At 61.3% G+C, this 26,220-nt stretch carries 24 protein-coding genes; 12 read left to right on the top strand and 12 right to left on the bottom strand.

Annotation, left to right across the window (positions count from 1 at the left end):
* Positions 1-25: 25 nt before the first annotated feature.
* On the top strand, positions 26-1,084 hold the full coding sequence (locus HX873_RS26260; RefSeq protein WP_177123422.1) for a HoxN/HupN/NixA family nickel/cobalt transporter: 1,059 nt from the start codon (positions 26-28) through the stop codon (positions 1,082-1,084).
* Between the two features lie 187 nt (positions 1,085-1,271).
* Here the strand turns inward: HX873_RS26260 and HX873_RS26265 are convergent, their stop codons facing one another.
* The 6 genes from HX873_RS26265 to HX873_RS26290 all read right to left on the bottom strand — a co-directional run bounded on the left by HX873_RS26265 (position 1,272) and on the right by HX873_RS26290 (position 9,926).
* Positions 1,272-3,713 carry a TonB-dependent receptor gene (locus HX873_RS26265; protein ID WP_177123423.1) on the bottom strand — a complete coding sequence of 814 codons (2,442 nt, stop codon included), beginning with the start codon at positions 3,711-3,713 and terminating at the stop codon, positions 1,272-1,274.
* An 88-nt stretch (positions 3,714-3,801) separates the two neighbouring features.
* Positions 3,802-4,749: a FecR domain-containing protein gene (locus HX873_RS26270; protein WP_177081442.1), complete on the bottom strand. Its 948-nt coding sequence runs from the start codon at positions 4,747-4,749 to the stop codon at positions 3,802-3,804.
* Positions 4,746-5,243, bottom strand: a complete 498-nt coding sequence (locus tag HX873_RS26275; protein ID WP_177123424.1) for a sigma-70 family RNA polymerase sigma factor — start codon at positions 5,241-5,243, stop codon at positions 4,746-4,748. The genes HX873_RS26270 and HX873_RS26275 overlap by 4 nt, the downstream gene beginning before the upstream one ends.
* Positions 5,244-5,491: 248 nt before the next feature.
* Positions 5,492-7,780: a 5-methyltetrahydropteroyltriglutamate--homocysteine S-methyltransferase gene (gene metE / locus HX873_RS26280; RefSeq protein ID WP_177123425.1), complete on the bottom strand. Its 2,289-nt coding sequence runs from the start codon at positions 7,778-7,780 to the stop codon at positions 5,492-5,494.
* A 388-nt stretch (positions 7,781-8,168) separates the two neighbouring features.
* Positions 8,169-9,014, bottom strand: a complete 846-nt coding sequence (locus HX873_RS26285) for a LysR family transcriptional regulator (protein ID WP_003210222.1) — start codon at positions 9,012-9,014, stop codon at positions 8,169-8,171.
* Positions 9,015-9,035: 21 nt separating this feature from the next.
* Positions 9,036-9,926, bottom strand: coding sequence for a LysR substrate-binding domain-containing protein (locus HX873_RS26290; protein ID WP_003210225.1), 891 nt, complete (start codon positions 9,924-9,926; stop codon positions 9,036-9,038).
* Between the two features lie 117 nt (positions 9,927-10,043).
* Here HX873_RS26290 and HX873_RS26295 point away from each other — a divergent pair, with 117 nt between their 5' ends.
* The 4 genes from HX873_RS26295 (at position 10,044) to HX873_RS26310 (ending at position 13,397) form a co-directional block, all read left to right on the top strand.
* Positions 10,044-11,345, top strand: coding sequence for an FAD-binding oxidoreductase (locus HX873_RS26295; RefSeq protein WP_003210227.1), 1,302 nt, complete (start codon positions 10,044-10,046; stop codon positions 11,343-11,345).
* Positions 11,346-11,374: 29 nt separating this feature from the next.
* Complete coding sequence (locus tag HX873_RS26300) at positions 11,375-12,463, top strand: polyamine ABC transporter substrate-binding protein (RefSeq protein ID WP_003210229.1); 1,089 nt, start codon at positions 11,375-11,377, stop codon at positions 12,461-12,463.
* A 75-nt stretch (positions 12,464-12,538) separates the two neighbouring features.
* Positions 12,539-12,931: a GFA family protein gene (locus tag HX873_RS26305; protein ID WP_003210231.1), complete on the top strand. Its 393-nt coding sequence runs from the start codon at positions 12,539-12,541 to the stop codon at positions 12,929-12,931.
* A complete protein-coding gene (locus HX873_RS26310; protein ID WP_003210233.1) occupies positions 12,924-13,397 on the top strand; it encodes a GNAT family N-acetyltransferase in 474 nt (157 codons plus the stop codon). The genes HX873_RS26305 and HX873_RS26310 overlap by 8 nt, the downstream gene beginning before the upstream one ends.
* Before the next feature lie 220 nt (positions 13,398-13,617).
* On the opposite strand, the gene HX873_RS26315 is transcribed toward HX873_RS26310, so the two are convergent.
* Positions 13,618-14,280, bottom strand: a complete 663-nt coding sequence (locus tag HX873_RS26315; protein WP_177067510.1) for a DUF2268 domain-containing putative Zn-dependent protease — start codon at positions 14,278-14,280, stop codon at positions 13,618-13,620.
* A gap of 184 nt (positions 14,281-14,464) precedes the next feature.
* Between HX873_RS26315 and HX873_RS26320 the strand changes: the two genes are divergently transcribed.
* Entirely contained in the window at positions 14,465-15,562 is a 1,098-nt protein-coding gene (locus HX873_RS26320) for a carboxynorspermidine decarboxylase (protein ID WP_003211413.1), read from the top strand.
* Between the two features lie 29 nt (positions 15,563-15,591).
* Complete coding sequence (locus HX873_RS26325; protein ID WP_003211412.1) at positions 15,592-16,836, top strand: saccharopine dehydrogenase family protein; 1,245 nt, start codon at positions 15,592-15,594, stop codon at positions 16,834-16,836.
* A gap of 213 nt (positions 16,837-17,049) precedes the next feature.
* Here HX873_RS26325 and HX873_RS26330 read toward each other — a convergent pair whose 3' ends face one another.
* Positions 17,050-17,829, bottom strand: coding sequence for an IclR family transcriptional regulator (locus HX873_RS26330; protein ID WP_008435411.1), 780 nt, complete (start codon positions 17,827-17,829; stop codon positions 17,050-17,052).
* 215 nt (positions 17,830-18,044) lie between these two features.
* Here HX873_RS26330 and HX873_RS26335 point away from each other — a divergent pair, with 215 nt between their 5' ends.
* From HX873_RS26335 to HX873_RS26350, 4 genes are read left to right on the top strand one after another with little or no spacing between them, the layout of a single operon-like run.
* Positions 18,045-18,827, top strand: coding sequence for an ABC transporter substrate-binding protein (locus tag HX873_RS26335; RefSeq protein ID WP_102605802.1), 783 nt, complete (start codon positions 18,045-18,047; stop codon positions 18,825-18,827).
* Entirely contained in the window at positions 18,824-19,492 is a 669-nt protein-coding gene (gene ehuD / locus HX873_RS26340; RefSeq protein WP_003211406.1) for an ectoine/hydroxyectoine ABC transporter permease subunit EhuD, read from the top strand. Before HX873_RS26335 ends, ehuD begins: the two co-directional genes overlap by 4 nt.
* Complete coding sequence (locus HX873_RS26345; RefSeq protein ID WP_177019934.1) at positions 19,489-20,241, top strand: amino acid ABC transporter ATP-binding protein; 753 nt, start codon at positions 19,489-19,491, stop codon at positions 20,239-20,241. The genes ehuD and HX873_RS26345 overlap by 4 nt, the downstream gene beginning before the upstream one ends.
* A complete protein-coding gene (locus HX873_RS26350; protein ID WP_177123426.1) occupies positions 20,238-21,503 on the top strand; it encodes an FAD-binding oxidoreductase in 1,266 nt (421 codons plus the stop codon). The genes HX873_RS26345 and HX873_RS26350 overlap by 4 nt, the downstream gene beginning before the upstream one ends.
* 62 nt (positions 21,504-21,565) lie before the next feature.
* Here the strand turns inward: HX873_RS26350 and HX873_RS26355 are convergent, their stop codons facing one another.
* Positions 21,566-22,252 (bottom strand): M24 family metallopeptidase, encoded by a 687-nt coding sequence (locus HX873_RS26355; protein WP_087694233.1) that lies wholly within the window; start codon positions 22,250-22,252, stop codon positions 21,566-21,568.
* Positions 22,253-22,815: 563 nt separating this feature from the next.
* Between HX873_RS26355 and HX873_RS26360 the strand changes: the two genes are divergently transcribed.
* Positions 22,816-23,163 carry a DUF6124 family protein gene (locus tag HX873_RS26360; RefSeq protein ID WP_003211399.1) on the top strand — a complete coding sequence of 116 codons (348 nt, stop codon included), beginning with the start codon at positions 22,816-22,818 and terminating at the stop codon, positions 23,161-23,163.
* Between the two features lie 115 nt (positions 23,164-23,278).
* Here the strand turns inward: HX873_RS26360 and glsB are convergent, their stop codons facing one another.
* The 3 genes from glsB to HX873_RS26375 form a co-directional block, all read right to left on the bottom strand.
* Positions 23,279-24,187 carry a glutaminase B gene (gene glsB, locus HX873_RS26365; protein WP_003211397.1) on the bottom strand — a complete coding sequence of 303 codons (909 nt, stop codon included), beginning with the start codon at positions 24,185-24,187 and terminating at the stop codon, positions 23,279-23,281.
* A 187-nt stretch (positions 24,188-24,374) separates the two neighbouring features.
* Positions 24,375-24,860, bottom strand: coding sequence for a DUF2199 domain-containing protein (locus HX873_RS26370; protein WP_177022014.1), 486 nt, complete (start codon positions 24,858-24,860; stop codon positions 24,375-24,377).
* A 104-nt stretch (positions 24,861-24,964) separates the two neighbouring features.
* On the bottom strand, positions 24,965-26,191 hold the full coding sequence (locus HX873_RS26375) for a nucleoside permease (RefSeq protein WP_177123427.1): 1,227 nt from the start codon (positions 26,189-26,191) through the stop codon (positions 24,965-24,967).
* Positions 26,192-26,220: the final 29 nt, after the last annotated feature.

Here is a 26,220-nt window from a genome sequence, read left to right on the forward strand (position 1 = left end):
TTTCCACCGCACACAGGTAGTGTTGATGATCCTACGCCTTGCCCAGATTTTCAGTGACTCCAGCACCCGGGTTCGCGCCAAGCTGTTTGGCATCTACGGGCTGTTGATCGGCATTAACGTGGTCGCCTGGATCTGGGCGCTGGTGGCGTTCCATGAGCACCCGGTGCTGCTCGGCACCGCGCTCCTGGCCTACGGTTTCGGGCTGCGGCATGCGGTGGATGCCGACCATATCGCCGCCATCGACAACGTGACCCGCAAGCTGATGCAGGAAAAGAAACGTCCGGTGGCGGTGGGCTTCTTTTTCTCCCTGGGACATTCTTCGGTGGTGGTCCTGGCATCCATTGGCGTCGCGTTTGCGGCCTCGGTGATGCAGGCGCGGTTTGAAGGGTTCAAGGCCATCGGCGAGGTGATCGGCACGTCGGTCTCGGCCTCGTTCCTGTTGGTCATCGCCTTGATGAACCTGGTGATCCTGCACGCGATCTACAAGGCCTGGCGCCATGTGCGCCAGGGCGGTGCGTATGTGGAGGACGACTTCGACCTGCTGCTGGCGGACCGGGGTTTCATGGCGCGGATTTTCCGCCCGGTGTTTCGCCTGATCAGCCGCAGCTGGCATATGTACCCGTTGGGTTTCCTGTTCGGCCTGGGCTTTGATACGGCCACCGAGATCGGCCTGTTGGGGATTTCTGCGACCCAGGCCTCTCAAGGGCTGTCGCCGTGGGCGATCATGGTGTTCCCGCTGCTGTTCAGCGCCGGCATGTCCCTGGTGGACACCCTCGACGGTCATCTGATGCTGGGGGCATACGGCTGGGCGTACATGAAGCCGATCCGCAAGATCTACTACAACATGACCATTACCCTGGTATCGGTGGTGGTTGCGGTGGTGATCGGCAGTATCGAGGCATTGGGGTTGATGGGTGACCAGTTGGACCTGAAGGGATCGTTCTGGAGTTTTATCGGCTCGCTGAACGACAGTTTCGGGATGCTGGGCTACATGATCATCGGGATCTTCGTGGCCAGTTGGGCGATCTCGGTGATGCTGTATCGCCTCAAGGGCTTTGACCGGATTGAAGTGAACGCGGGTTGACCGAGGGACATTCAGCCTTGTTGTGGCGAGGGAGCTTGCTCCCGCTGGGTCGCGAAGCGGCCCCAATAAGGCAATCGAGAGCCACCTGAAAGAACACCGTGTCCTTTTTTTGGGGCAGCTTCGCAGCCCAGCGGGAGCAAGCTCCCTCGCCACAGGTTGTTCATTCACCCGATAGGGTTTTCCAGGCTCAGAAATCCACCGTCGCCGACAATTTCACTGTCCGCGGCTCACCCTGGGTCAGGTAGTTATTGGCCGTCGACGCCGACGACCAGTACGCCTTGTTCGCTACGTTTTCGACGTTGGCGCGCAGGGTGATGTATTTGTCATCCGCTTTGAAACCATAACGCGCCCCCAGGTCGACGCGGGTCCAGGCCGGGATGCTCAGGCTGTTGGCGGCGTTGACGTATTCGCCACCGGTGCGCAGCATCCGTGCGCTGACCGCCGCACCCTGGATGCCCGGCACATCCCAATCCGCACCGACGTTGTACTGGAAGCGCGGCACACCCGCGGCGCGGTTGCCGTCGGTGGCGCCGTTGGAAGTGCTCTTCTGTTCGGTGTCCATCCAGGTGGCACCGGCCAGCAGGCGCAGGCCGTCGATGGGCTCGCCGAACACGTTGAGTTCCACGCCTTTGTTGATCTGTTCACCGTCGACAGTGAAGGTGTCGAACTTCTGGCCCGGGAACCGGGTGGTCGCGTTGTTCGGCTGTTCGATGCGGTACACACCCAGCGTGGCGCCATAGTTTTCCCAGTCCAGCTTCACCCCGGCTTCCGTCTGCTTGCTGCGCTTGGGCGGGAAGACTTCGCCGGGGTTGGTCACGTTCGTGAGTGGCGCCGTCGGGCCCTGGGCCAGGCCTTCGATACGGTTGGCGTAGAACGATACGTGCTCCCATGGCTTGATCACCAGGCCATAGACCGGTGTGGTGATGGACTCGGAGTACGGTGTACCCCGTGCCCCCGTGGCCGTGTTCCAACTGTCCACCTCGATGGTCTGGCGCCGCACGCCCAGGGTCAACAGCACCCGATCATCCAAAAAGCCCAGGGTGTCGGACACCGCCGCACTCTTGATGCGGTTCTTGCCGACAACCCGCGGGTCGTGAATATCACTGCCGAAATAGGTGTTGGTAGGTCGCGGCGTTTGCGTCGGGTCGTACAGGTTGCCGGGCTGGCGGTTGGCTTGCAGGATCGCCTCGTAGGACGAGCGCTGCTCGCCCCAGATCCCCGACAGCCCGAAGTTCATCTGATGGGTCACCGGCCCCGTCGCAAAGTGCCCGTTCAAGCCGGCCATGGCGCTTTTGTTGTCTTCGTCATGGGGTGAATAGAGGAAGCCCACCTTGGCGCTGCCATCGTTGGCGACATACAGCGACGAATACTGGCCGTTCTCCCGAGTGTGCTTGGCGCCACCTGCCGCGTAGGCCGTCCAGTTATCGTTCAAGTCATATTCGGCGTTGACCATGCCGTAGGTGTCTTCCAGCTGCGACCAGCTCCAGTCCTGGGCGTAGTTGTCCTTGGCCGACGGCGGGCTGGGCACTTTGGTGCCGGTCAGGTAGACCACCGAGCGGCCGTTATTGATGCGTTCTTTCTGGTAGCCAAAGTCGGTGGAGACCCGCAAGCGCTCGCCGCGATAATCCAGGGCGACGGCGATCAACTGCGAGCTTTTGTTTTCGTCATCCACAGCGGTTTCGCCGCCGTGCCGCGCCAGGTTGACCCGGGCGCCAAAGCGGTTGTCTTCGCCAAAGCGTTGGCCGAGGTCGATGTGGCCGCCGGCCTGGCTGTCGCTGGCGTAATCGAGGGTGACGCTGCGGGTGGGCGTGTCTTCAGCGCGCTTGGGCACCAGGTTGACGCTGCCACCGATCCCGCTGCCCGAGGGCGACACGCCGTTGACGAAGGCATTCGGGCCCTTGAACAACTCCACCCGTTCCAGGGCTTCGGTAGTGATGATCTGCCGGGGCAGCACGCCGTACAGGCCATTGAATGCGATGTCATCGGTGCTCAGCGGCAGCCCGCGAATGGTGAACACCTGGGAGAAGTTGCCAAACCCGGACGACTGGCGCACCGACGCGTCGTTGAGCAATACGTCGCCGACGGTTCGCGCTTGTTGATCGGCGATGGTTTTCGAGGTGTAGCTGACCACGCTGAATGGCACGTCGTTGATGGACCGATTGCCCAACACGCCCAGGCGTGCAGAACGTGCCACCTGGCCACCGGCATACGTGTCTGCCTGCGCCCCGCTCGCTTCACCGCTGACGGTGGTGGCGCCCAACTCCAACGCACCGCCGCTGGCCTGGGGCACCACGGTATAACCGTTGGTGCCGGTGCCTTGCAGGGTGTAGCCGCTGCCTTGCAGCAACTGGGCAAAACCCGATTGTGCGCTGTAGCTGCCTTGCAGCCCCGGGCTTTGTTGATCGTTGAGCAACGTGGAATCGAACGACAACGGCACCCCGGACAACGCCGCAAACTGCGCCAGCACATTCCCCAGCGGCCCCGCCGCGATGTTATAGCTGCGCGCCGCACTGCTTGGCGCAGCATCTTCTGCCTGGGCGTTCTGCAGCGGTGCGACGGCGGCAAGGGCGACCGCCAGGCTCAGAGCCTTCAACGGACGGGGGCAGTACGGGAGCGGTCTGGCGGTCATGGGCATTCCTGTCGGCGCGGAGCAATGTTGAGGGTTCTCCCCTACACCGGGCGACAACGAAAAAGGTATCAGCGAAAGTTGAAAAAGATCAGCGCGGCTCGACCGTCACCCAATATCCCGTCAGGCTGCTGACCTTGACCGGCAAGGTTTCCTGCAACAGGTGCAGGCTGGCATCGGTGTCGCGCAGGGGAAACGCACCCGACACCGTGAGGTCGGCAACCGAGGCATGGCAGCGCAATACGCCGGCGCGATAACGCCCCAGCTCATCCAGCAGGTCCGCCAGGCGCATATGCTGGGCCAGCAGCATGCCGTTCTCCCAGGTCAGGGTGCTGACGTCCAGCGGCTCGACGGCGGCTACCCGGTCAACACTGAAGGCGCCCTGCTCGCCCGCCTTGACGATCACCCCCTGGCCGGCATGCGCCGCCAGCAACTCCACCGCGCCTTCGGTCACGGCCACTCGGCTTGCCTGCTCACCCACCCGCACGCTGAATCGGGTGCCCAAGGCCCTGGCGGTACCGTGGCGGGTCTGGACGATGAACGGGCGATGGGCCGAATCCTTGGCGGTGGTGATCAGCACTTCGCCCTTGAGCAGCTCGATACGCCGCACCTGCTCGGAGAACGCGATATTCAGCGAGCTGCCGGTGTTGATCAGCATGCGTGTGCCGTCGGGCAAGGTGAGATTCCTTTGTTCGCCGATGGCCGTGTGCTGGTCGGCGGTCCACTGCTGCCACGGCACCTGCCGATACGCCAGCCAGGCCGCCGGGCCGGCCGCCAGCAACAACCCGAGCGCCTGGCGTCGGCCGAGGGATTTTTTGCGCCCGATGCGCTTCAAGGTATCGCCGGCAATCGCCGCCGGCACGCTGTTGAAGTCCCCCAGAATCGCCTGCGCCCGTTGCCAGGCCTGGGCATGCTGGGCGCTGCGGCCCTGCCATTGGGCGATGGCGCGGCGGTCCTCATCGGTGGCGCTGCCGGACTGCAACTGCACCATCCAGTCGGCGGCTTCACCGAGGATCAACGGATCAATCGACTGGCTCATGCCACGCTCAGGCAGGCCAGGAAGGCATCGCGCATGTAGCGTTTGACCGAAATCAGCGACACACCCAGGGCATCGGCAATCTGGTGATAGGTCAGGCCGTCGATCTGCGACATCAGGAAGGCCTGGCGGGTTTTTTCCGGCAGATCCCGCAGCATCGCCTCAATGCGGTACAGCGCTTCGAGGATCAGCCAGCGGGTTTCCGGCGAAGGTACATGCTGTTCGGGCAGGTGGGCGATGGTTTCCAGGTAGGCGCGTTCCACTTCCTGGCGGCGCCAGCTGTCGATCATCAGGCCCTTGGCGATATGGGTCAGCAATGCCCGTGGCTCGGCGCCCAGGTTGCCGGTGGTTTGCCGGGTGAGCAGGCGCATGAACGTGTCATGGGCCAGGTCGGCGGCATCGCTGGCGTTGCCCAGCTTGCGGTCCAGCCAACGGTGCAACCATCCATGGTGTTCGCAGTACAGGTCCTGGATATGCAGATTGAGGGGAGACGACATGCCGATCACCGGGGCGCGCCGGGCGGTGAGACCCAAGCGTAATTAAGAATTGATCGCATTCTAGTCTGCGCGGGGTAATGCTGGCAATTTCATGATTTTGATAACGCCGGTGACCCAATGTGGGAGCGGGCTTGCTCGCGAATGCGGTGGGTCAGTCGACATCTCCAGCGGCTGATACTCCGTATTCGCGAGCAAGCCCGCTCCCACATTTTTGATCTTCACCCGGCGTTTGATTCCGGGTGTCTGGATCAGGCCAGTTCGGCCCGCAGTTGACGCGCCGCAGTCACCATGTGAATCAGCGCCGCTTCAGTCTCCGGCCAGCCACGGGTTTTCAGGCCGCAATCCGGGTTGACCCACAGGCGTTCGGCCGGGATGCGTTTGGCTGCCTTGCGCAGCAGGCTGGCCATTTCCGAGGCATCCGGCACCCGTGGCGAGTGGATGTCATACACACCTGGGCCAATGTCGTTCGGGTAAGCGAAGGCTTCGAATGCCTCCAGCAGTTCCATGTCCGAGCGCGAGGTTTCGATGGTGATCACGTCGGCATCCATCGCCGCGATAGACTCGATCACATCGTTGAATTCGCTGTAGCACATGTGGGTGTGGATCTGGGTTTCGTCACGCACGCCGGAGGCGCACAGGCGGAACACTTCAGTGGCCCAATCCAGGTATTCCTTCCACTGCGCCTGGCGCAACGGCAAGCCTTCGCGGAACGCGGCTTCGTCGATCTGCACGATCTTGATCCCGGCGGCTTCCAGGTCCACCACTTCGTCACGAATCGCCAGGGCGAGTTGCCGCGCCTGTTCTTCGCGGCTCACGTCTTCACGGGGGAACGACCACATCAGCATGGTCACCGGGCCGGTCAGCATGCCCTTCATCACCTTGTTGGTGAGGCCCTGGGCGTAGCGGATCCACTCCACGGTCATGGCTTTCGGACGACTCAGGTCACCGAAAATCACCGCCGGTTTCACACAACGGGAACCGTAGCTCTGCACCCAGCCGAAGCGGGTAAATACATAACCGTCCAACTGTTCGGCGAAGTATTCGACCATGTCGTTACGCTCGGCCTCACCATGCACCAGCACGTCCAGGCCAAGGTTTTCCTGCACTTCGACAGCGTGGCGGATCTCGCTGTGCATGGCTTCGACGTATTCGGCTTCGCTCAACTTGCCGGCCTTGTAGGACTGGCGAGCCAGGCGGATCGAAGCGGTTTGCGGGAACGAACCGATGGTGGTGGTCGGAAACAGCGGCAGGTTCAGGCCGGCACGCTGTTTCTCGATACGTTGGGCAAACAGCGAGTCACGCTGGCTGTCCTTGGCGGTGATCGCCGCCACACGGGCTTGCACCGCCGGCTTGTGGATACGCGGCGAAGCGGCACGGGCCGCCTGCACGGCATGGCTTTCGGCCAGGGCAGCGATCACGTTCGACGCTTCAGGCTGGTTCACGGCCTGGGCCAGCACCGCCACCTCTTCGCACTTCTGCACGGCAAACGCCAGCCAGCTTTTCAGCTCGGCATCCAGCTTGTCTTCACGGCACAGGTCTACCGGGCTGTGCAGCAACGAGCAGGATGGCGCCACCCACAGGCGATCACCCAGGCGCTCATGAGCATGCTGCAAGGTGGCCAGGGCTTTTTCCAGGTCGCAGCGCCATACGTTACGGCCGTTGACCACGCCCAGGGACAGCACCTTATAAGCCGGCAGGCGATCGAGGATGGTCGGGTACTGATCCGGTGCACGCACCAGGTCGATGTGCAGGCCGTCCACCGGCAGGTTGGCTGCCAGGCCGAGGTTCTCTTCCAGGCCGCCAAAATAGGTGGCCACCAGCTTCTTCAGCGGGTCGCGCTGGATCAGGTTGTAGGCACGCTCGAAGGCGTTTTTCCAATCCTGCGGCAGGTCCAGCACCAGGATCGGCTCGTCGATCTGCACCCATTCCACGCCCAGGTCCGCCAGGCGCTGGAAGATCTGGCCGTACAGCGGCAGGAGGCGGTCCAGCAGGTCGAGTTTGTCGAAATCACCACCCTTGGCCTTGCCCAGCCACAGATAAGTCAGCGGGCCGATGACGACCGGCTTGACGGTGTGGCCGAGGTCGCGGGCTTCCTTGACCTCTTCGAACAGTTGCTCCCAACCCAGCTGGAATTGCTGGTCGGCGCTGAATTCAGGGACCAGGTAGTGATAGTTGGTGTCGAACCACTTGGTCATTTCCTGGGCGTGGGCACCGCCGCAGCAGTTGTCACTGACGCCACGGGCCATGCCGAACAGGGTGTGCAGGGTGGCTTTGCCGTCGGCCGGGCGGAAACGCTCGGGGATCACACCGAACATCAGCGAGTGAGTCAGTACCTGGTCGTACCAGGCGAAGTCGCCGGCGGGCAACAGTTCGATGCCGGCCTTCTTTTGCAGGTCCCAGTGCGTCTTGCGCAGTTCACGACCTACGGCGCGCAGGCCGGCTTCGTCGAGCTCGCCCTTCCAAAACGCTTCCTGCGCTTTTTTCAGTTCACGATCGCGACCAATGCGCGGGAATCCAAGGGAATGGGCAACAGCCATGACGTAAAGCTCCAATGTGTTTGTATGGGAGCCATTGTCGGGATCGAGTGATAGTGAGACAAACTCATTTTATTTTAGATGATCACAAGTTCCACTCATGATGAAATGCACCGCCCAGGCTTGAGTGATCGCGCGGCGCTCACGCTCCATGCGCACGGGAGTGGGTGGGCCTTGGTTTTGCTTATCACTGAAATAGCTGGCGGCGTCTGTTTCGGTGCACGGCCGCTCAGCATACTTTTGCTTCCCAAGCCCCAAGGAAGCCCCCACATGGAACAGCAGCCGCCACTGACCACCCTCCTCGTTCACTTCGTAGCCCTTGGGCTCACACTCCTCGGCATCGGCAGCCTGGCGCTGCTGATGGCCTGGGCCGGGCGTCTGATTTTCTAGTTCAATCGGCGGGAATATCGGCGCTCAACGTGCGGATCAACGCTTGCGCCTGAGAGTCCCGCTGCGCCGTATACAGCACCACTTCGCGACTGGGCAGCGGCGGCAGGTCGAAACGCTGCTCCACGTCGACGCAGCCACTGGGCGCCATTCGCCCAACCATCGCGCCGATGCCAATTCCCGCCACCACTGCAGCGCCGATCGCCAGGATCCCGCTGCCCACGAACGCCTCTTCCCAGGCACGGTTCTGCTCGGCCAGCGCCGCCATCACCATGCTGCGCATGCCGCAGGGTTCCGGCTGGATCGCCAGGGGCAACGCCCCGCCCTGGCGCAATTCGAAGTCGTGGGAAGCCATCCAGCCAAAGCGTTCGATGCCCACCACTTCGCCGTCCTGGCGACGGTTGTCGTGCCGCAGGATCATCGCCACATCCAGCTTGCCCTGCTCGTAGTTCATCAACATATCCCGCGAGGTGCCGAGGCTGAACGCCACGATCACGTCCGGGTCGGTGGTCGCCAAACGTCGCAGCCACAGGCTGAGATCGGCGCCGACAATGTGGTGGCTGACGCCCACGCGCAAGGTGCGTTTCTGCGGGCCAAAACAATTCATCGCATCCTGGTAGTTGTCCAGCAAGCGGCGGGCGCTGGCCAAAAACATCTGGCCATGGGCCGACAGCGTGACCCGTCGCGGCGTGCGCTCCAGCAGCTTGCGGCCAAGGCTTTCTTCGAGGCGTTTTATCTTCAGGCTGATAGCCGCCTGGGTGCCGCCGATGGCATCGGCAGCGCGGGTAAAGCTCTTGAGTTCGGCGACCAGGACGAACGCCTGGATGGCGTCGATATCGGGCATTTTCATGGATGGGCTGGCGATAGAGAGTCAAGACGTGACGTTAGCATGCCGCGCCTGCTGACCAAACCACTGCATGATGAGCACGCAGCCTGGGTGTGACGCCGCCGATGACTGCAAGCACAATGCATACACCCCGCCGGTCACCAGCGGCTGACCAAACGGCACCACCAACACACCCCGTTCGATCGACTCGGCCGCCAGCGTCAGATCCGTCATCGCCACCCCAAGCCCGCGCGCGGCGGCATCCAGCGCCAATTCGTCAAGGTTGAACGGGATATGCCGGTAGTCGTCCAGCGACCGCGCGCCATTGGCCGCCAGCCAGGTCATCCAGTCCTGCTTGTCGGCTGAACGATGCAGCAGCGCAAAGTGTTCGAGCTGTTCCACGGAAGCCAGTGGCCCCAAACCCGGCGCGCAGACCGGCACCAATGATTCGTGGAACAAGGTCAGCCGCGCAGGATCGTTGTCGGGCTTGGGCAGGTAAAGGATGTAGGCATCGCTGTCACTCGCCGGCTCGACCACCTCGGTGGCGACGGTCTCGATTGCCAGGGAAATATCGGGATGGTTGCGATAGAAATCGCTGAGCTTGGGCAGCAGCCAGCGCACCGCCAGCGACACATGCAGGCGGATGCGAAACGGACGTTTACGAGGCGAGAGCCGATCCTCCAGCCCCTTCAGTTGCGCCAGGATGCTCCGGGCACTGGCCAGCACCTGCTCACCTTCGGAGGTCAGGCGCAGGCTGCGGCTGGTCCGGGTGAACATCGGCACGCCGAAATGGCTTTCCAGTTGCTGGATTTTGCGGCTGACCGCGCTTTGGGTCAGGCACAGCTTCTGCGCAGCCACGGTGAAGCTCGCGCAGTCGCTGACTTCAACCAACGCCTGAAGGCCCTGCAGCGAAGGCACGTGACGGATGTTATCCATGCGTTTTCCGAATGGCTGGATGATTTTATAACGTTGGTTGTATCACCGCAGGCCCTATAGATTCCAGCTGCAGCCCGAACTTATTTATGCCAGCAACGCATACAGCCGAGGATCTTCATGGAAAACACATGTGGCTGGATTGCCCAGACTGAAAGCCTCCCCGCCCGGGACCGACTCACCGGCCTACAAAAAGCCGACTGGCTGGTGATCGGCGCCGGCATCACCGGTTTGTGTGCGGCGCACAACCTGGCCGAGATGCACCCCGAGGCGCGCATCGTGATCGTCGACCGCCAGCGCGCCGCCCAAGGTGCCTCAGCGCGTAATTCCGGTTTTGTGGTGGCCCATGAGCATCCCGCTGCAAGTGAACTGATGGGCAACGCAGGCTTCGCTGACTTTGAGGTGGACACCGCGATCTCCCGCGCAGCCAGCGATGAAGTGCGCGAGCGCATCGCCCGCCATGCCATCGACTGCGACTTTCGGGACAGCGGCTACTACTTCGCCGTGCACGATCGCGACAAGCTTGCGCATGTGGATGCCAAGTTGGCGACCTTGCGTGCCGCGGGTGCTTCAGCGCAGTTCCTGCAAGGTGCCGCACTCGCGCAGACACTCGGCACCGAGCATTACCAGGCCGCCATCTGGTGCGGCCACGGCAACGCCTTGCTGCAACCGGCGAAGTATGTGAAGGGTTTGCTCGAAGCGCTGCCGGACAACGTGACGCTTTATGAGAACACCGACATCACCGGCCTTGAGCGCATGGCCAATGGCGGCATTCGCGCCAACGGCCTGGACGCCTGCATTGAAGCCGGCCAGGTGCTGGTGTGCCTCAACGCCTTTATTCCACGGGTGGGCCTTGAGGCCAGTGCGACGTTCCCGATGGAACTCAGCGCCAGCCTCACCCGCCCTCTCAGCGATGAGGAATACCGCCGGATCGGCGCAGTGGAACCGTGGGGCGTGCTGTCCACGCGGCCACTGGGTGCCACGGTGCGCCTGACACCGGACCATCGGGTGATGATCCGCAACACAGCGGAGTACCGCACCCGGGACTTGTCCAACGGCGACCTGTTGCACCGGCGCCAACACCATGTAAAGGGCATGCAGCGACGCTTCCCGTGGCTGACCGAACAAGACATCCACTACACCTGGACCGGCCACTTGAGCGCCTCCCGCAGCGGTCAACCGTATTTCGCGCGGGTCGAAAGCAACCTGTATGCCGTCGCGGGCTGCAACGGTTCAGGCGTGGCCCGCGGCACGCTGTGGGGTCGACTGCTGGCCGAGTGGGCGTCGGGCCAGACTTCCTCGCTCCTGCACTCTGTGATGCACAGGGCACAGCCCGGCTGGCTGCCACCCCGGCCGTTGTTCGACATCGGTGCCATGCTGCGTATGGGCGTGGAAACGGTTCGAGCACGGACAGAAATCTAGAACAAGAAACCTCGATAAAGGTGATTCACATGCACATCAACAGTCTGTCCCTGGCGGTCATCCTCAGCGCGCTCCCGGCGGCTGTGTACGCCGCAGAAGAAGTGAACATTTCCAACTGGAACGGCTACATCGCCGATGACACCTTGACCAGTTTTACCAAAGCGACCGGGATCAAGGCGACCTACGACATTCACGACAGCAATGAAGTGCTGGAATCCAAGCTGATGACCGGCAATACCGGTTATGACGTGGTGAGCCCGTCCAACCACTTCCTCTCGCGGCTGATCAAGGCCGGGGCGATCCAGAAGCTCGACCGAAGCCAACTGCCCAACTGGAAAAACCTCGACCCGTTGCTGATGAAAAAGCTGGAGACCAACGACCCGGGCAACCAGTACGGCTTCCCGTATATGTGGGGCACGGCGGGGATTGGCTACAACGTCGAGAAGATCAAGGCGATCTTCGGCACCACCGACGTCACCCATTCCTGGAGCCTGTTCTTTGATGAAAACAACATCAAGAAACTCAGCGCCTGCGGCGTGGCGATTATCGACAACCCCACGCAGATCCTGCCGATCACCCTCAACTACCTGGGCCTGCCGCACCACAGCCACGAACCGGCCGACTACAAAAAGGCCGAGCAGGCGCTGTTGAAAATCCGCCCCTACATCCAGTACTTCCATGCCTCCAAGTACATCAGCGACCTGGCGAACGGCAATATCTGCGCAGTGATCGGCTTTAACGGCGACGTGGTACAGGCTGCCGCCAGCGCCAGGGAAGCGAAAAACGGTATCAGCATCGCCTACTCGATCCCGGACGAAGGCTCGACATTGTGGCTGGACATGGTGGTGATGCCCAAGGGTGCACCGCACGAGAAAAACGGCTATGCCTATATGAATTACCTGCTGGAGCCCAAGGTGATTGCCAACATTAGCAACAGCATCCACTACGCCAACCCCAACAGCGCGGCGGATGAGCTGGTGACCCCTGAGGTGAAGCAAGACCTGGCGATCTACCCGCCGAAAAGCGTGATGGACAAGCTGTTTATCGTGGAGGACCTGCCGCCAGCGATTGCGCGGCTGGCCACTCGGTTGTGGACCAAGTTGAAGACCAATACGTGATACCGAAAACCGGACTTGCTCAAGGCTCATGGGAGAGCGGTATAGTCACTCCATTGAGCTTGGGATTGAATCAACATGGAAGGACTTCACCAGGGTAGCTGCCTGTGCGGCGCGGTCAGCTACCGAGTATCGACACCGCTGAAAGCTGTGACGCATTGCCACTGCAAAAAATGCCAAAAGAGTCACGGCTCCGCCTTCGCGACATACGCGAGTGCTCCGAAATCGTCGGTGCACATCGAGTCTTCGCTGCAAACGCTCAAGGCTTATGAATCTTCCGAGGGTGTGTTTCGTGAGTTTTGCTCACGCTGCGGCTCGTCGATGTTCTGGTCCGATATCAATGGTGTTTACCCAGACTGGGTCTCGATAGCAATCGCTACACTCGATACGCCGCTCTTGCCTGGCAAGCAGGAGCACTCCTGCGTTGACTCCAAGGCCGCTTGGCTGGATCTGGAGAATCGCAGTGGCTGAATCAGAGGACGGTTTGTCGATACGCACCCTCTCGGCGTTGCCCGAAGAGATCCTGGTATTGGAAGCAGAAGCCGTCGCCGAAGGATTCAGGTTTCTCACGCGACTCGTTGCAGAGTGGTCCAGCGGCGCCAACCGTTTTGACCAGCCAGGCGAATGTCTTTTGGGTGTATTCAGCAACGGGCAGTTGATCGCCGTTGGCGGTTTGTCCCATGACCCTTACGCCGGTCCGGAGGTTGGCAGGCTGCGCCGGGTGTACGTCGCACAGGCATCAAGGGGACGCCAGGTGGGCAAAGCGTTGGTAGGCCAGCTTTTGGCACGCGCTGCGCAATCCTTCCATGTCGTGCGCCTGTCTACCGACACCCACGAGGGCGCAAGCTTTTATCTGCGCTGCGGGTTTGAGCCGGTACAAGACGAACATGCAACCCACGCTAAATCATTAATTGATCAGGAGGCTTCATGCAGGTGATCAACGACAACCGGCCTGAATACGTTCGGGGGGAGATGACGGTTTGATGTCAGTGTGGGTGCGTTTTTGTCATGTGGGAGCTGTCGAGCTTTAGCGAGGCTGCGATAGCGGTGTGTCAGGCAGCTTATTTTATCGGCTGTGCCGCCGCCTTCGCAGCCTCGCTGAGGCTCGACAGCTCCCACAGGGGATAGGGGTTGTTTGGTGGGCTTGTGTTTCAAAGTCAGGCCACCAACCCCGCTTTGGCGGCGTTGGCGAGTATGTCTTGGGCGGGTACATTGACCCATGTGGCGGCGTCCACGTCGCCCTGCGTTGCCAGCCAGGTTTCCACCATCTGGTAGCCCAGCGTGTACCCCAGCCATCTTGGCCGCGCGCCGGTACCAAAGAACCATTCGCTGTGGTCGTAATACGTGGCCTCGAGAAGCTGGCGGTCTACCGGGGAACTCAGCAGTTCCTGGGGTGCAAGCGCCCTCTCCCACTGCTCCGGCTCACTGCCCAGCACCTGCCGCACAAACTGCCCGGCCAGGCCTTCACTGACCATCGCCTCCCCCAGCGTCCAGCCATAACCGGGGCCCGCCATGCGCAGGCAATGGTGCACCTCATGCACCACGTGTCGACGCAATGCACCGCTTCGCAGGCTGGTGAGGAAATTCGGGTTATCGGGATCAAGGGTCATGCTGAACATCGTGCTGCGATAAGCACGGCCCATCAGGCCGAGTTCCGGAAGGGTCTCCCCCGGCAACCGCTGGATCAGAATGTCCAGCCGCGGCGGCGGCAGCAATTGCGCGATTGCCTCGTAGGCAACCTCAAACTCTCGGATCAACTCCGGGCGAAACTGCGCCAGGCTCCCCGAAGCTTCCAGCCAATGCAGCGTCCATGCGTCCACTCTCACCTCTCGTCGCCCAAGCCGTGGTCCGTTATCAAAGCGGCTCATCATACCTACGGGCTGTCATATTCACAGGCCAGCTTATAACCGGGCCAGCAAATTCCGCTGACTAACCTTTCGATCTGTCCCAAGTGCGGGCACAATGCGTGTCCTTTTTTGGCAGGCACCGCCGCAGGCTCTGAAAATGATCAAAACGCCGTACTACCTCATCGACAAACAGAAGCTTCTGGTCAACATGCAGAAGATCGCCTACGTGCGCGAACAGTCCGGCGCCAAGGCTCTTCTGGCCCTCAAATGCTTCGCCACCTGGTCGGTGTTCGACCTGATGCAGGAATACATGGACGGCACCACCTCGTCGTCGCTGTACGAGCTCAAGCTGGGTCGCCAGAAGTTCGAAGGTGAAGCCCACGCCTACAGCGTGGCCTGGGCCGACGATGAAATCGAGGAGATGCTCGACAACTGCGACAAGATCATCTTCAACTCCATCAGCCAGCTGCAGCGCTTTGCCGAGCGCAGCGAAGGCAAGACCCGCGGCCTGCGCGTCAACCCGCAAGTGAGCAGCTCCGACTACCTGCTGGCCGACCCGGCGCGCCCGTTCAGCCGCCTGGGCGAGTGGGACCCGGTGAAGATCGAAGGTGTGATCGAGCAAATCTCCGGCTTCATGTTCCACAACAACTGCGAGAACGGTGATTTCAACCTGTTCGACCAGATGCTCAACACCATCGAAGAACGCTTCGGCGCGCTGCTGCACAAGGTCAACTGGGTCAGCCTCGGCGGCGGCATCCACTTCACCGGTGAAGGCTATGCCATCGACGCCTTCTGCCAGCGCCTCAAGGCGTTCTCGCAGAAGTACGACGTGCAGGTGTACCTGGAACCCGGCGAAGCGGCGATCACCAACAGCGCGTCCCTGGAAGTGACCGTGCTCGACACCCTCTACAACGGCAAGAACCTCGCCGTGGTAGACAGCTCCATCGAAGCCCACCTGCTGGACCTGCTGATCTATCGCCTGAACGCCAAGCTGGCGCCAAGCAATGGCGAACACACCTACATGGTGTGCGGCAAGTCGTGCCTGGCCGGGGACATCTTCGGTGAGTACCAATTTGATCAGCCGCTGGCCATCGGCGATCGACTGTCGTTCATCGACACGGCAGGCTACACCATGGTCAAGAAAAACTGGTTCAACGGCCTGAAAATGCCGTCCATCGTAGTGAAACAACTCGACGGTACAGTCGAAGTGGTTCGTGAATTTGGTTACGACGACTACCTGTCCAGCCTTTCGTAAAGCGGACAGATAAAGGAGAGATAAAGCAATTGAAAAAGAACGTTCTTATCATTGGTGCAGGAGGTGTCGCCAAGGTGGTGGCCCACAAGTGCGCGCAGCACAACGACGAACTCGGTCGTATTGCTATCGCGTCGCGCAACATCTCCAAATGCCAGGCCATCATCGACAGCGTCAAGGCCAAGGGTAGCCTCAAGGTACCCGCCGACATCCAGGCCTTCGCGCTGAACGCTTTGGACGTGGAAGCGACCAAGGCACTGATCCGCGAGACTGAATCGCAGATCGTCATCAACGTCGGTTCCGCGTTCCTCAACATGTCGGTATTGCGTGCCTGCATCGACACCGGCGTTGCGTACCTCGACACCGCCATCCACGAAGAGCCGGGCAAGGTCTGCGAGACCCCGCCGTGGTACGGCAACTACGAATGGAACCACCTGGAAGAGTGCAAACAGAAGAACATCACGGCCATCCTTGGCGTGGGCTTCGACCCGGGTGTGGTCAACGCTTATGCAGCGCTGGCGCAACAAAAGCATTTCGACCGCATTGATTCGATCGACATTCTCGACGTCAATGCCGGCTCCCATGGCAAATATTTCGCCACCAATTTCGACCCGGAAATCAACTTCCGCGAATTCACCGGACAGGTGTGGAGCTGGCAGAACAGCCAGTGGACCAGCAACACCATGTTCGAAGTCAAACGCACCGACGACCTGCCTGTGGTCGGTTCGCAGAACCTGTACCTGACCGGCCACGATGAAGTGCACTCGCTGTCGAAAAACCTCGACGTGCCCAATGTGCGTTTCTGGATGAGCTTCGGCGAACACTACATCAACGTGTTCACCGTGCTGAAAAACCTCGGCCTGCTCTCCGAAAAACCGGTCACCACCGCCGAAGGCCTGGAAGTCGTGCCGCTGAAACTGGTCAAGGCCGTGCTGCCCGACCCGTCGTCGCTGGCGCCTGGCTACACCGGCAAGACCTGCATCGGCGACCTGGTCAAGGGCACCAAGGATGGCCAGCCACGCGAGCTGTTCATCTACAACGTGGCCTGCCACGAAGAAGCCTTCGCCGAGACCGACAGCCAGGGCATCTCCTACACCGCCGGCGTACCGCCTGTAGCCGCAGCGCTGCTGGTTGCCCGTGGCGAGTGGGACGTGAAGCACATGGCCAACGTCGAGGAACTGCCGGCTGAGCCGTTCCTGAAGGCGCTGGACGTGATGGGCTTGCCGACTCGGATCAAAGACGAGAACGGTGACCGTGCCTGGGATGCGATTGCCTGACAGGCGATAGTTGACCGAACAAAAAAATGCGCCCTCAGGGGCGCATTTTTTGTTGGGGCTCACATAAATATCAAAGAACAATGAAGATCAAAATGTGGGAGCGGGCTTGCTCGCGAATGCGGTGTGCCAGTCACTGCATCTGGCGACTGATACACCGCATTCGCGAGCAAGCCCGCTCCCACATTTTGGATTTGCTGTGTTCTTGAGAGCGGGTTACTCCAGGTTGCGGGCCGAATTGCTCAACGCCCTTGAGCACTGCAACAACGCCGGCGCCAACTGCTTCTCTGCATCCGCCCTGCTCCAGCGACTGGTCGGCGCCACCACATGCACCGCCGCCACCGGCCGACCGTTCGCCCCCAGCACCGGCGCGCCGATGGTCATGTCCCCCAGGAACAGTTCCTGGCCATTCACCGCATAGCCCTGCTCGCGCACCTGCTGCAACGACTCCATGATCCTGTCGACCTCAGTCAACGTCTGGCTGGTGTGCGCCACCCGCTGGCTGTGCTCGATCAATGCCAGCGCCTCATCCTGCGGCAACGCACTCAGATACGCGCGCCCCGACGCCGTGCAATACATCGGCACCCGCGAGCCAATCGGCATGTGTACCGGCACGAAGCCGGAGCTGACAAACCGCGCGATATACGTCATGTCGTAACCCGCAGGCTCGGTCAGGCACGAGGTTTCTCCCGTCAGGCGGGTCAATTCCGAGAGGAACGGGTTGGCCACTTCAATCAGCGAATGCGCATCCAGATAACTGAAGCCCAACTCCAGCACCCGTGGTGTGAGTTGGTAATGACGGGTGCGCGAGTGTTTCCGAAGGTAACCCAGGCTCTCGAGGGTAAACACCATGCGCTGGGCCGAGCTTTTGGTCATGCCGGCGGCCTCGGCCACCTCTGCAAGGCTCATGCTGCGGCGCTGGGCGCTGAATGCCTTGAGCACCGACAGGCCTTTTTCCAGGGATTGGTTGTGCAAGCTGTTGCGTTCTTCGGACATGGCGAACTCGCGGTCAGGTCGATCAAGCGTGGCGATATTTCTACACCAAACTGCCAAATTCGACTACTTAAAATCGCATACCGATACGAATGGTTCATTTTGTAGATTTTCTATAGCGCAAAACGATTTTATTTAATCGAAATGGCACAGAGCTTGCGGTTTGCTCGGTAACCGCTCGCGGTACTGACGATCCGTTTTCCTTCTGGAGTAACCCGATGAACAGTCTTTCGCCCTTGTTTCGCCGCCTCGCCTTCGGTCTTTGCGCCACCTTTTGCGTGGCCACCGTGCACGCCGCCGGTGCAGCCTCGTACAAAGTCGGTGCAACGGCCAGCGGTTCGCCGTTCACCTTCCTCGACATCAAGAGCAACAGCATCCAGGGCGTGATGGTCGACGTCGCCAACGCAGTGGGCAAGGCCGGTGGTTTCACCAGCGAAATCGAGCAGACCAACTTTGCCGCGCTGATCCCGTCCCTCACCTCGGGCAAGCTCGACTTCATCGCCGCCGGCATGCTCAAGACCCCGGAGCGTGCCCAGGTGGTGGACTTCAGCGCGCCGGTGTACGCCTACGGTGAAGGGCTGATCGTGAGTGCCGACGACAACGCGACCTATACCGACCTCAGCTCCTTGAAGGACCAGGTAGTGGGTGTACAAGCCGGCACGATCTTCTACGACATGCTCAACAAGCTGGGAATCTTCAAGGAAATCCGCACCTACGACTCCATCGGCGAAATGGTCCGCGACCTGAGCCTGGGCCGCATCAAGGCCGCCGTGGGTGACCAGCCGGTGGTGGCGTACCAGATCCGCCAGAAGCTGTTCAAGGGCGTGAAGCTCGCCGCCGACTACAAGCCGGTCAACGTCGGCGAGGTGTGCCTGGTGGTGCGCAAAGGCGACAGCGAAACCCTCGAACGCCTGAACCAGGCCATCGCCAGCATCAAGGCCGACGGCACCCTGGACGCGATCCTGAAGAAGTGGGGGCTTGATGCCCAGGTGCAGCCATGAACCCGGCTGAATTCCTGCAAAATGCCCGGGACTTCCTGCCGATCCTGCTGCAAGGCGCCTGGGTGACGATCCAGATCACCGTGCTGTCGTTCCTGCTCAGCAGCGCGATCGGCCTGGTGCTGGCGCTGCTCAAGCTGTCGCCGATCAAGGCGCTGTCGTGGGCGGCGAGCACCGTGATCAATGTGATTCGCGGCCTGCCGATCATCGTGCAGCTGTTCTACATCTACTTCGTGTTGCCGGACATGGGCGTGCACCTCAGTGCATTCCAGGCGGGTGTGATCGGCATGGGCATCGCCTACTCGGCGTATCAGGCGGAGAACTTCCGTACCGGCATCATCGCCGTCGAACAGGGCCAGCGTGAAGCCGCCGAAGCCCTGGGCATGCGCTCGGTGCTGATGATGCGCCGGGTGATCCTGCCTCAGGCGTTTCGCATCGCCTTGCCGCCCTACGGCAACACCCTGGTGATGATGCTCAAGGACTCATCGCTGGTGTCGACCATCACCGTGGCCGAGATGACGCGCCAGGGCCAACTGATCGCCTCGTCCACCTTCCAGAACATGACCGTCTACACCCTGGTCGCCCTGCTCTACCTGCTGATGAGCCTGCCGCTGGTGTATGGCCTGCGCCGCATGGAACAGCACCTGGGCCGGAGGAAAAAAGCATGATCGAGATTCGCCAACTGCAAAAACACTACGGCACCCATCGCGTGCTGCACGGCGTCGACCTGGACGTGGCCAAGGGCGAAGTGGTGTGCCTGATCGGCCCGTCCGGCTCGGGCAAATCCACCCTGCTGCGCTGCATCAATGCCCTGGAAGCCTACGACGGCGGCACCATCCGCGTATTCGGTGAAACCGTGCAGCGCAGCAGCAAGACCGTGCATGCCCTGCGCAGCCGCATGGGCATGGTGTTCCAGCGCTTCAACCTGTTCCCCCATCGCACCGTGCTGGAAAACGTGATGGAAGGCCCGGTGTACGTCAAGGGCGAACCGCTGCAACAGGCCCGGGAAGAAGCCTTGGCGCTGCTGGATAAAGTCGGCCTGTCGGCCAAGGCCGATGCCTACCCGGAACAACTCTCCGGCGGCCAGCAACAGCGGGTGGCCATCGCCCGCGCACTGGCGATGAAACCCGACGCCATGCTGTTCGACGAACCCACTTCGGCCCTCGACCCGGAACTGGTGGGCGATGTGCTGGAGGTCATGCGCACCCTCGCCGACGAAGGCATGACCATGATCGTGGTGACCCACGAAATGGGCTTTGCCCGGGAAGTGGCCGACCGCGTGTGCTTCCTGCACGGCGGCTACATCGTGGAGAGCGGGCCGGCCGAGCAGGTGCTGGGCAACCCGCAACAACCGCGCACCCAGGACTTCCTGCGCCGCGTGCTGCACCCGACGGCCAACACCCGGAGCCTGCCATGAAGTCACTCTGGGCCGCGACGGCGCCCGCTGCACCGCAAACACCCGCGTTGGCTGAGTCATTGAAGGTGGACGTGGCCATCGTCGGCGCCGGGTATACCGGTTTGTCGACAGCCCTGCACCTCGCGGAGCGCGGCGTCAGCGTGTGCGTGCTGGAGGCCAACGAACCTGGCTGGGGCGCGTCGGGGCGCAATGGCGGGCAGGTCAACCCGACACTCAAATACGACCCGGATCAACTGGTGCAGATGTACGGTGCCGAGCGCGCCGAGCCACTGATCAACACCGTGTCCAACTCGGCAGACCTGGTGTTCAACCTGATCGAGCGCCATGGCATTGACTGTGCGCCCACACGCAAGGGCTGGATGCAGGTTTCCTATTCCGAAAAAGGCGTGGCGGGCCTGCACGCCCGGGCCGAACAGTGGGCACGTCGCGGGGTGCCGGTGCAGCGCCTGGATGCCAGCGCGGTGTCCGCCCGCATGGGCAGCCAGGCGTTTGCCGGTGGCTGGCTGGACGGTCGCGCGGGTGCCATCCAACCCTTGGCCTATGCTCGGGGCCTGGTGCGTGCAGCCCAGGCGGCGGGCGTGCGCATTCATGGGCAGAGCGCAGTGACCGCGATGCAACAGGCGGGCGCGGGCTGGAAGTTGCAGACCGCGAGCGGCGCGCAGGTGTCGGCCGGCCAGGTGGTACTGGCCACCAACGGCTACAGCGGCGACTTGTGGCCCGGCATGGCCCAGAGTGTGCTCGCGGCCAACAGTTTTATCGTCGCCACCCGGCCCTTGAGCGGGCCTGCGGCCGAGAGCATTTTGCCGGGGCAGGAAACCGTCTCAACCGCACAGCGCCTGTTGCTTTACTTTCGCAAGGATGCCCATGGCCGCCTGCTGATGGGCGGGCGCGGGTTGTTCGAAGATCCCACCGGGCCCGCGGATTTTGCGCACCTGGAACGTTCGCTGGCACTGTTGTTTCCCCAGTTGGGCAAGCTGGACTTCGAGTACCGCTGGGCGGGCCGGATCGCGATCACCCGGGACTTTATGCCTCACGTCCACGAACCCGCACCCGGCCTGACCCTGGCATTGGGCTGTAACGGACGCGGGATTGCCTTGTGCACCAGCCTCGGCCAGCAATTGGCCGGGCGCCTGTGTGACAGCCGCTCCGACTTCGCTTACCCGGTAACGCCTTTGCAGCGGTTGCCACTGCATGGCTTGCAACGCTTCTACATCGGCGCGGGCGTGGCGTGGTACAGCCTGCTGGATCGCCTCTCCCTGTAGGAGCGAGCTTGCTCGCGAAAAAACCGAAGGCGCCGCGTGTCCTCAGGAGACCGGCGCCTTCGTCAAAGCTCGCAGACCTTTCCCTCATCACTGAAGAAATAGATATTTTCATGCTTGTAGCCCCAGCGACCGCCTCGCTCGCGAGCATGCGGCTCGAAGGTAAAGCACGTCACCTCCTCCAGGCGCCGATGATTGCCCGCCTCGATGTAGAGCCTTTGGTCACGCTGCTCGCAGATGCTGTGGCCGACGTTGCCGGCGAAATCGAGGTTCTCGAAACCCTCGGATGCGATCAGGTCATTGGCGAACGCGTGGAGATCGTTGAACGTGGTTTCAGGCCGGGCGAATGTGCGCATCATCGCGTGTAGCAGGTGCTCGACTTCATAACCCCTGCTGAACTCGGCCCCCACCGGCACCGCCCGGCACACGCCCTCCTCCACATAGAAAGAGCGGGCACAGTCGCCCCACACATTGCCTGCTCTCGGGCTCAAATCCACCGTGATCAGATTGTGTAAACCAACGGCTTCATCACTGGGCCGATAGTCGCGTCCCGACACCGAAAGCGCACTGCGCGAACCCAGCAATACGAAGGCCGGGCAGTCGTAATACCAGGTCTGCGGATAGCCGGAATCCGCGAGCATCTGCGTCGCCATTTCGGCGATGGAGGCTTCGGTGGACTGTGGCGTGATCCGCGTAACGAGCTGCTGCAGCACCGACTTGGCGGCGGCCTGGACCACGCGATTAGGCAACATGGATTGTCTCTGACTGATGAGGGATTGCGTCGATGGTAGCAGCACTCTCCTCGACAGGGAGACGCACTCGGATTTTAAGCTCGTTCCCACGCTCCGCGTGGGAATGCCTACGGTGACGCTCCGCGTCACAAAGGCAGACGCAGAGCGTCCAGGGCTGCGCTCCCACGCAGAGCGTGGGAGCGATCAATAGCCGGAGCACCGACTTGGCGGTGGCCTGGACCACACGATTGTGCAACATGGACCGTCTCTGACTGAGGGAGACATGCTCGGATTTTTCCGACAACTGTTTCAGGTTGTCGGTCGGACCCGGGCTGACTAACCTCCCGCAGTCGCTGCCAATTCAGCGACCGGATTTGACCGTCCGCAACCATAGAACAACTGCGCCAAAACCGATCTTGGGCGTTTTTTTTACGCCTGATGTATTGTGTCGCGGCAGCTGTACGCGGGATACCTTCGGGTATGCCGGTTTTGTTCTTTGGGCCGGTCGGTCAACCCGCGTATAGCTGCCACCCTAATCGTTTGACCGCGAATCGTGGCAGCTCCATTCACAAAGGAGCTTCACCATGATTAAAGACAGCCCAAATCCCCCACCGCATACCGACCGGCTTCAAGAAGCCGCTTACCGCGCCATTCACCACTATCTGAAACCTGACGCCCAACCCCAACCGCCTGAACCCACCGAGCTACCGTTCGATGGATTATTTACCGTGCGTACGGACCTGGACACGGAAACCTTGCTGGCCAATGCCTCGCAAGACCTGGCGTCGATCAATGTCATCGCCGCTCACCTGGCCTTCGAAGTCGATGGTACCCAGCGCAACGTGGCGCTGGGCATTTGCCGGATGCTGGAAGGTGTGCAGATGCTGGTCGACAAAGCGCTGGATCGATGCGCGCAAACCAGCCCGCGCTGAGCTCGTTCCCACGCTCCGCGTGGGAATGCCTACGGTGACGCTCCGCGTCACAAAGGCAGACGCAGAGCGTCCAGGGCTGCGCTCCCACGCAGAGCGTGGGAGCGATCAAGTCTCTTCAAAAAACCGACCATCCGATCCGCTCGCTCAACAACTCCAACGCCTTCATCCCCGCCAGCGAATTGCCTGCCGCATTCAACTCCGGCGACCACACGCACACCGTAAACTGCCCCGGCACCACCGCGAGAATCCCGCCGCCTACCCCGCTCTTTCCCGGCAACCCGACGCGATACGCAAAATTCCCCGCCTCGTCATACAGCCCGCTGGTGGCCATGATCGAGTTCACTTGCTTGGTCTGGCGCGCCGTCAGAATCTGCTCGCCGCTGTGGGTGCACACCCCCTCATTCGCCAGGAAGCAAAATGCCTTGGCCAGGTCCAGGCAGCTCATCTGCAATGCGCAATAGTTGAAGTAGCTGTGCAGCACTGCATCCACGTCATTGTGGAAGTTGCCGAAGGACTTCATCAGGTACGCCATGGCCGCATTACGCGCACCGTGCTGGGCTTCGGATTCGGCCACCACGCTGTTGACCAGAATCTGCGGGTTGCCCGAAAGCCGCCGCACAAAATCACGCATGGACAAAATAGGCACGGCAAAGCGCGATTGGTTGATGTCGCAGATCACCAGCGCACCGGCGTTGATAAACGGGTTACGTGGCCGCCCACGCTCGAACTCCAGCTGCACCATGGAGTTGAACGGCTGCCCCGAAGGTTCGTGGCCCAGGCGTTCCCAGATGCTTTCGCCGCCATGGTCGATGGCCTGCACCAGGCTGAATACCTTGGAGATGCTCTGTACGGAGAACAAGGTGTGAGCATCACCCGCGCAGTAGGACGAGCCGTCATTGCCATACACGGCAATGCCCAGTTGCTGGGCCGGCACGTCGGCGAGCGCGGGGATGTAGTCGGCGACCTTGCCGAGGCCGATCAGTGGACGGACTTCGTCGAGGATCGACTCCAACAGGGCCTGCATGTTGTGTTCTGGCATGGTTTGGAAAATAGTGATTGGCGGGCGCGGAGGATACCTGAAACCCAGGGGGTAGAAACGCGCAGGCGCGCATAACGAGGTCTTCGTTTATTCAGACTTTAACTGTTGGTCGATCCATGAAGAGTCGGGCATTCGGTCGCAGCGTTTCTTATGGTCTCTACTGGCAGTGGCGTCAACGTGTCCACACCACATATTCGTGTGCACGATGCGCCGTAATGCCTCGGCATTGCTCAAGCGACAGCGGATGGTTACTCGCGATCAGCGTCACCTTTGGCCGGTTAGCCGGGTCAGTCAGGTTCAGCATGGCGGGGAGCCCACATGTTGCAGGCAGACCCGGGATGTCATTGGCAATCGTCACCGAAAACGGTGGTTCGCTTGATTGCTGCGGGTCATCCCAGAGTTCGTAAACCCGCTCAAAATCCAACTGCTCGATCCTGACCCAAATACCGATGTGAAAAACCTCCTCGCGACCCAGCACCGGCAATGGCAGCAACGCACGAATGAAAAATTGCTTACCGCCGATGATGGCCAGGTCATTATTCTCCTGGACCCCACTCTCTCTGTCGTCTTGCGATAGCGCCATAACGGCATCAGGACGTCGAAACGCCAGCTCCATCTCGTCAATCCGGTGTTCTTCTTCGCACTGGTTGCACAGCAATTAGCGTCTCCTTCAAACATTCTGGCCGCACAGTCGACTCGCTGCGCCGGGCCATTCTAGCGCGATACCAACGCTGCGCAACGCCGCTTTGCGGGCGCCATGCGTCAATCAGCCGGCTCTGCTGCCACCCGCTCCCGCCCCTTGAACGCCAGCGAAAAACAAAAAAAGATCACCAGCGCAAACCCCGCCGGAAACAGCCAGATGCTGCGCCAGTCATGGCTGCTACCCGCCGCCACATAGTGGTCGGTCACCTGCCCTGCCACCCAGAACCCAATCAACATGCCCACACCGTACGTAGCCAGGGTAATCAGCCCCTGCGCCGAACTCCTGAAGCGCTCCGGGGCCTTGGCGTCGGTGTAGATCTGCCCCGAGACAAAGAAGAAGTCATAGCAGATGCCATGCAGCGCAATCCCGGTAAACAGCATGAAGGCCAGCTCGCCATTATTGCCGTAGGCGAACAGCGCATAGCGCAGCGCCCACGCCAGCATGCCCACCAACAGCGCGACCTTGATGCCAAAACGCTGGATGAACAGCGGCAATAGCAGCATGAACAGCACCTCGGACACTTGCCCAATGGCCATTTTTGCCGTGGGGTTGGTCACGCCGATTTCCGCGAGAAACGGGTTGGCGTTCTGGTAGTAGAACGCCAGGGGAATGCAGATCAGGATCGAGGCGATGAAGAACACCAGGTAGCTGCGATCCTTGAGCAACCCCAGCGCATCCAGCCCGAGCAGTTGCTTGATATCACCCTTGCCCGCCTCGGCTTTCAAGGGCGCGGTACGCGGCAAGGTGAAGCTGTAGAAACCCAGCACCACTGACGCGATGGCAGACATCAGGAAGGTGTTGCGCAACGCGCCCGTGGTGATCGACTGCTGCGAATCCCAGGCGAACACAAAGCTGATCACCAGCCCCGCAACAATCCAGCCCAGGGTGCCCCACACACGGATGCGCGAAAACTCCTGGGCCGGGTCGCTCATTTGCCGGAAGGCCACCGAGTTCACCAGTGCCAGGGTCGGCATGTAGATGACCATGTATGCCAGCACGTAGGGATAAAAGCCGACGAAGTCCGGCGCGCGGTACAGCTGGTACAGCAGCACCGCGCCGATCAGGTGCAGCACCGCCAGGATGCGCTCGGCGTTGAAGTAGCGGTCGGCGATCAGGCCGATGATAAACGGGGCGATGATCGCCCCCCACGACTGGGTGGAAAACGCCATGCCGATCTGCCCGCCGCTGGCCCCCAGGTTGCTGGCGAGGAAGGTGCCGAGGGTGACGAACCAGCCGCCCCAGATGAAGAATTGCAGGAACATCATGACGCTCAGTCGCGCTTTCATTGTGGTCACCGTTTTATTGTTATTTTGGG

Origin of the sequence: Pseudomonas sp. P7758 (assembly GCF_013386485.1) — a bacterium.
Taxonomy (GTDB): domain Bacteria; phylum Pseudomonadota; class Gammaproteobacteria; order Pseudomonadales; family Pseudomonadaceae; genus Aquipseudomonas.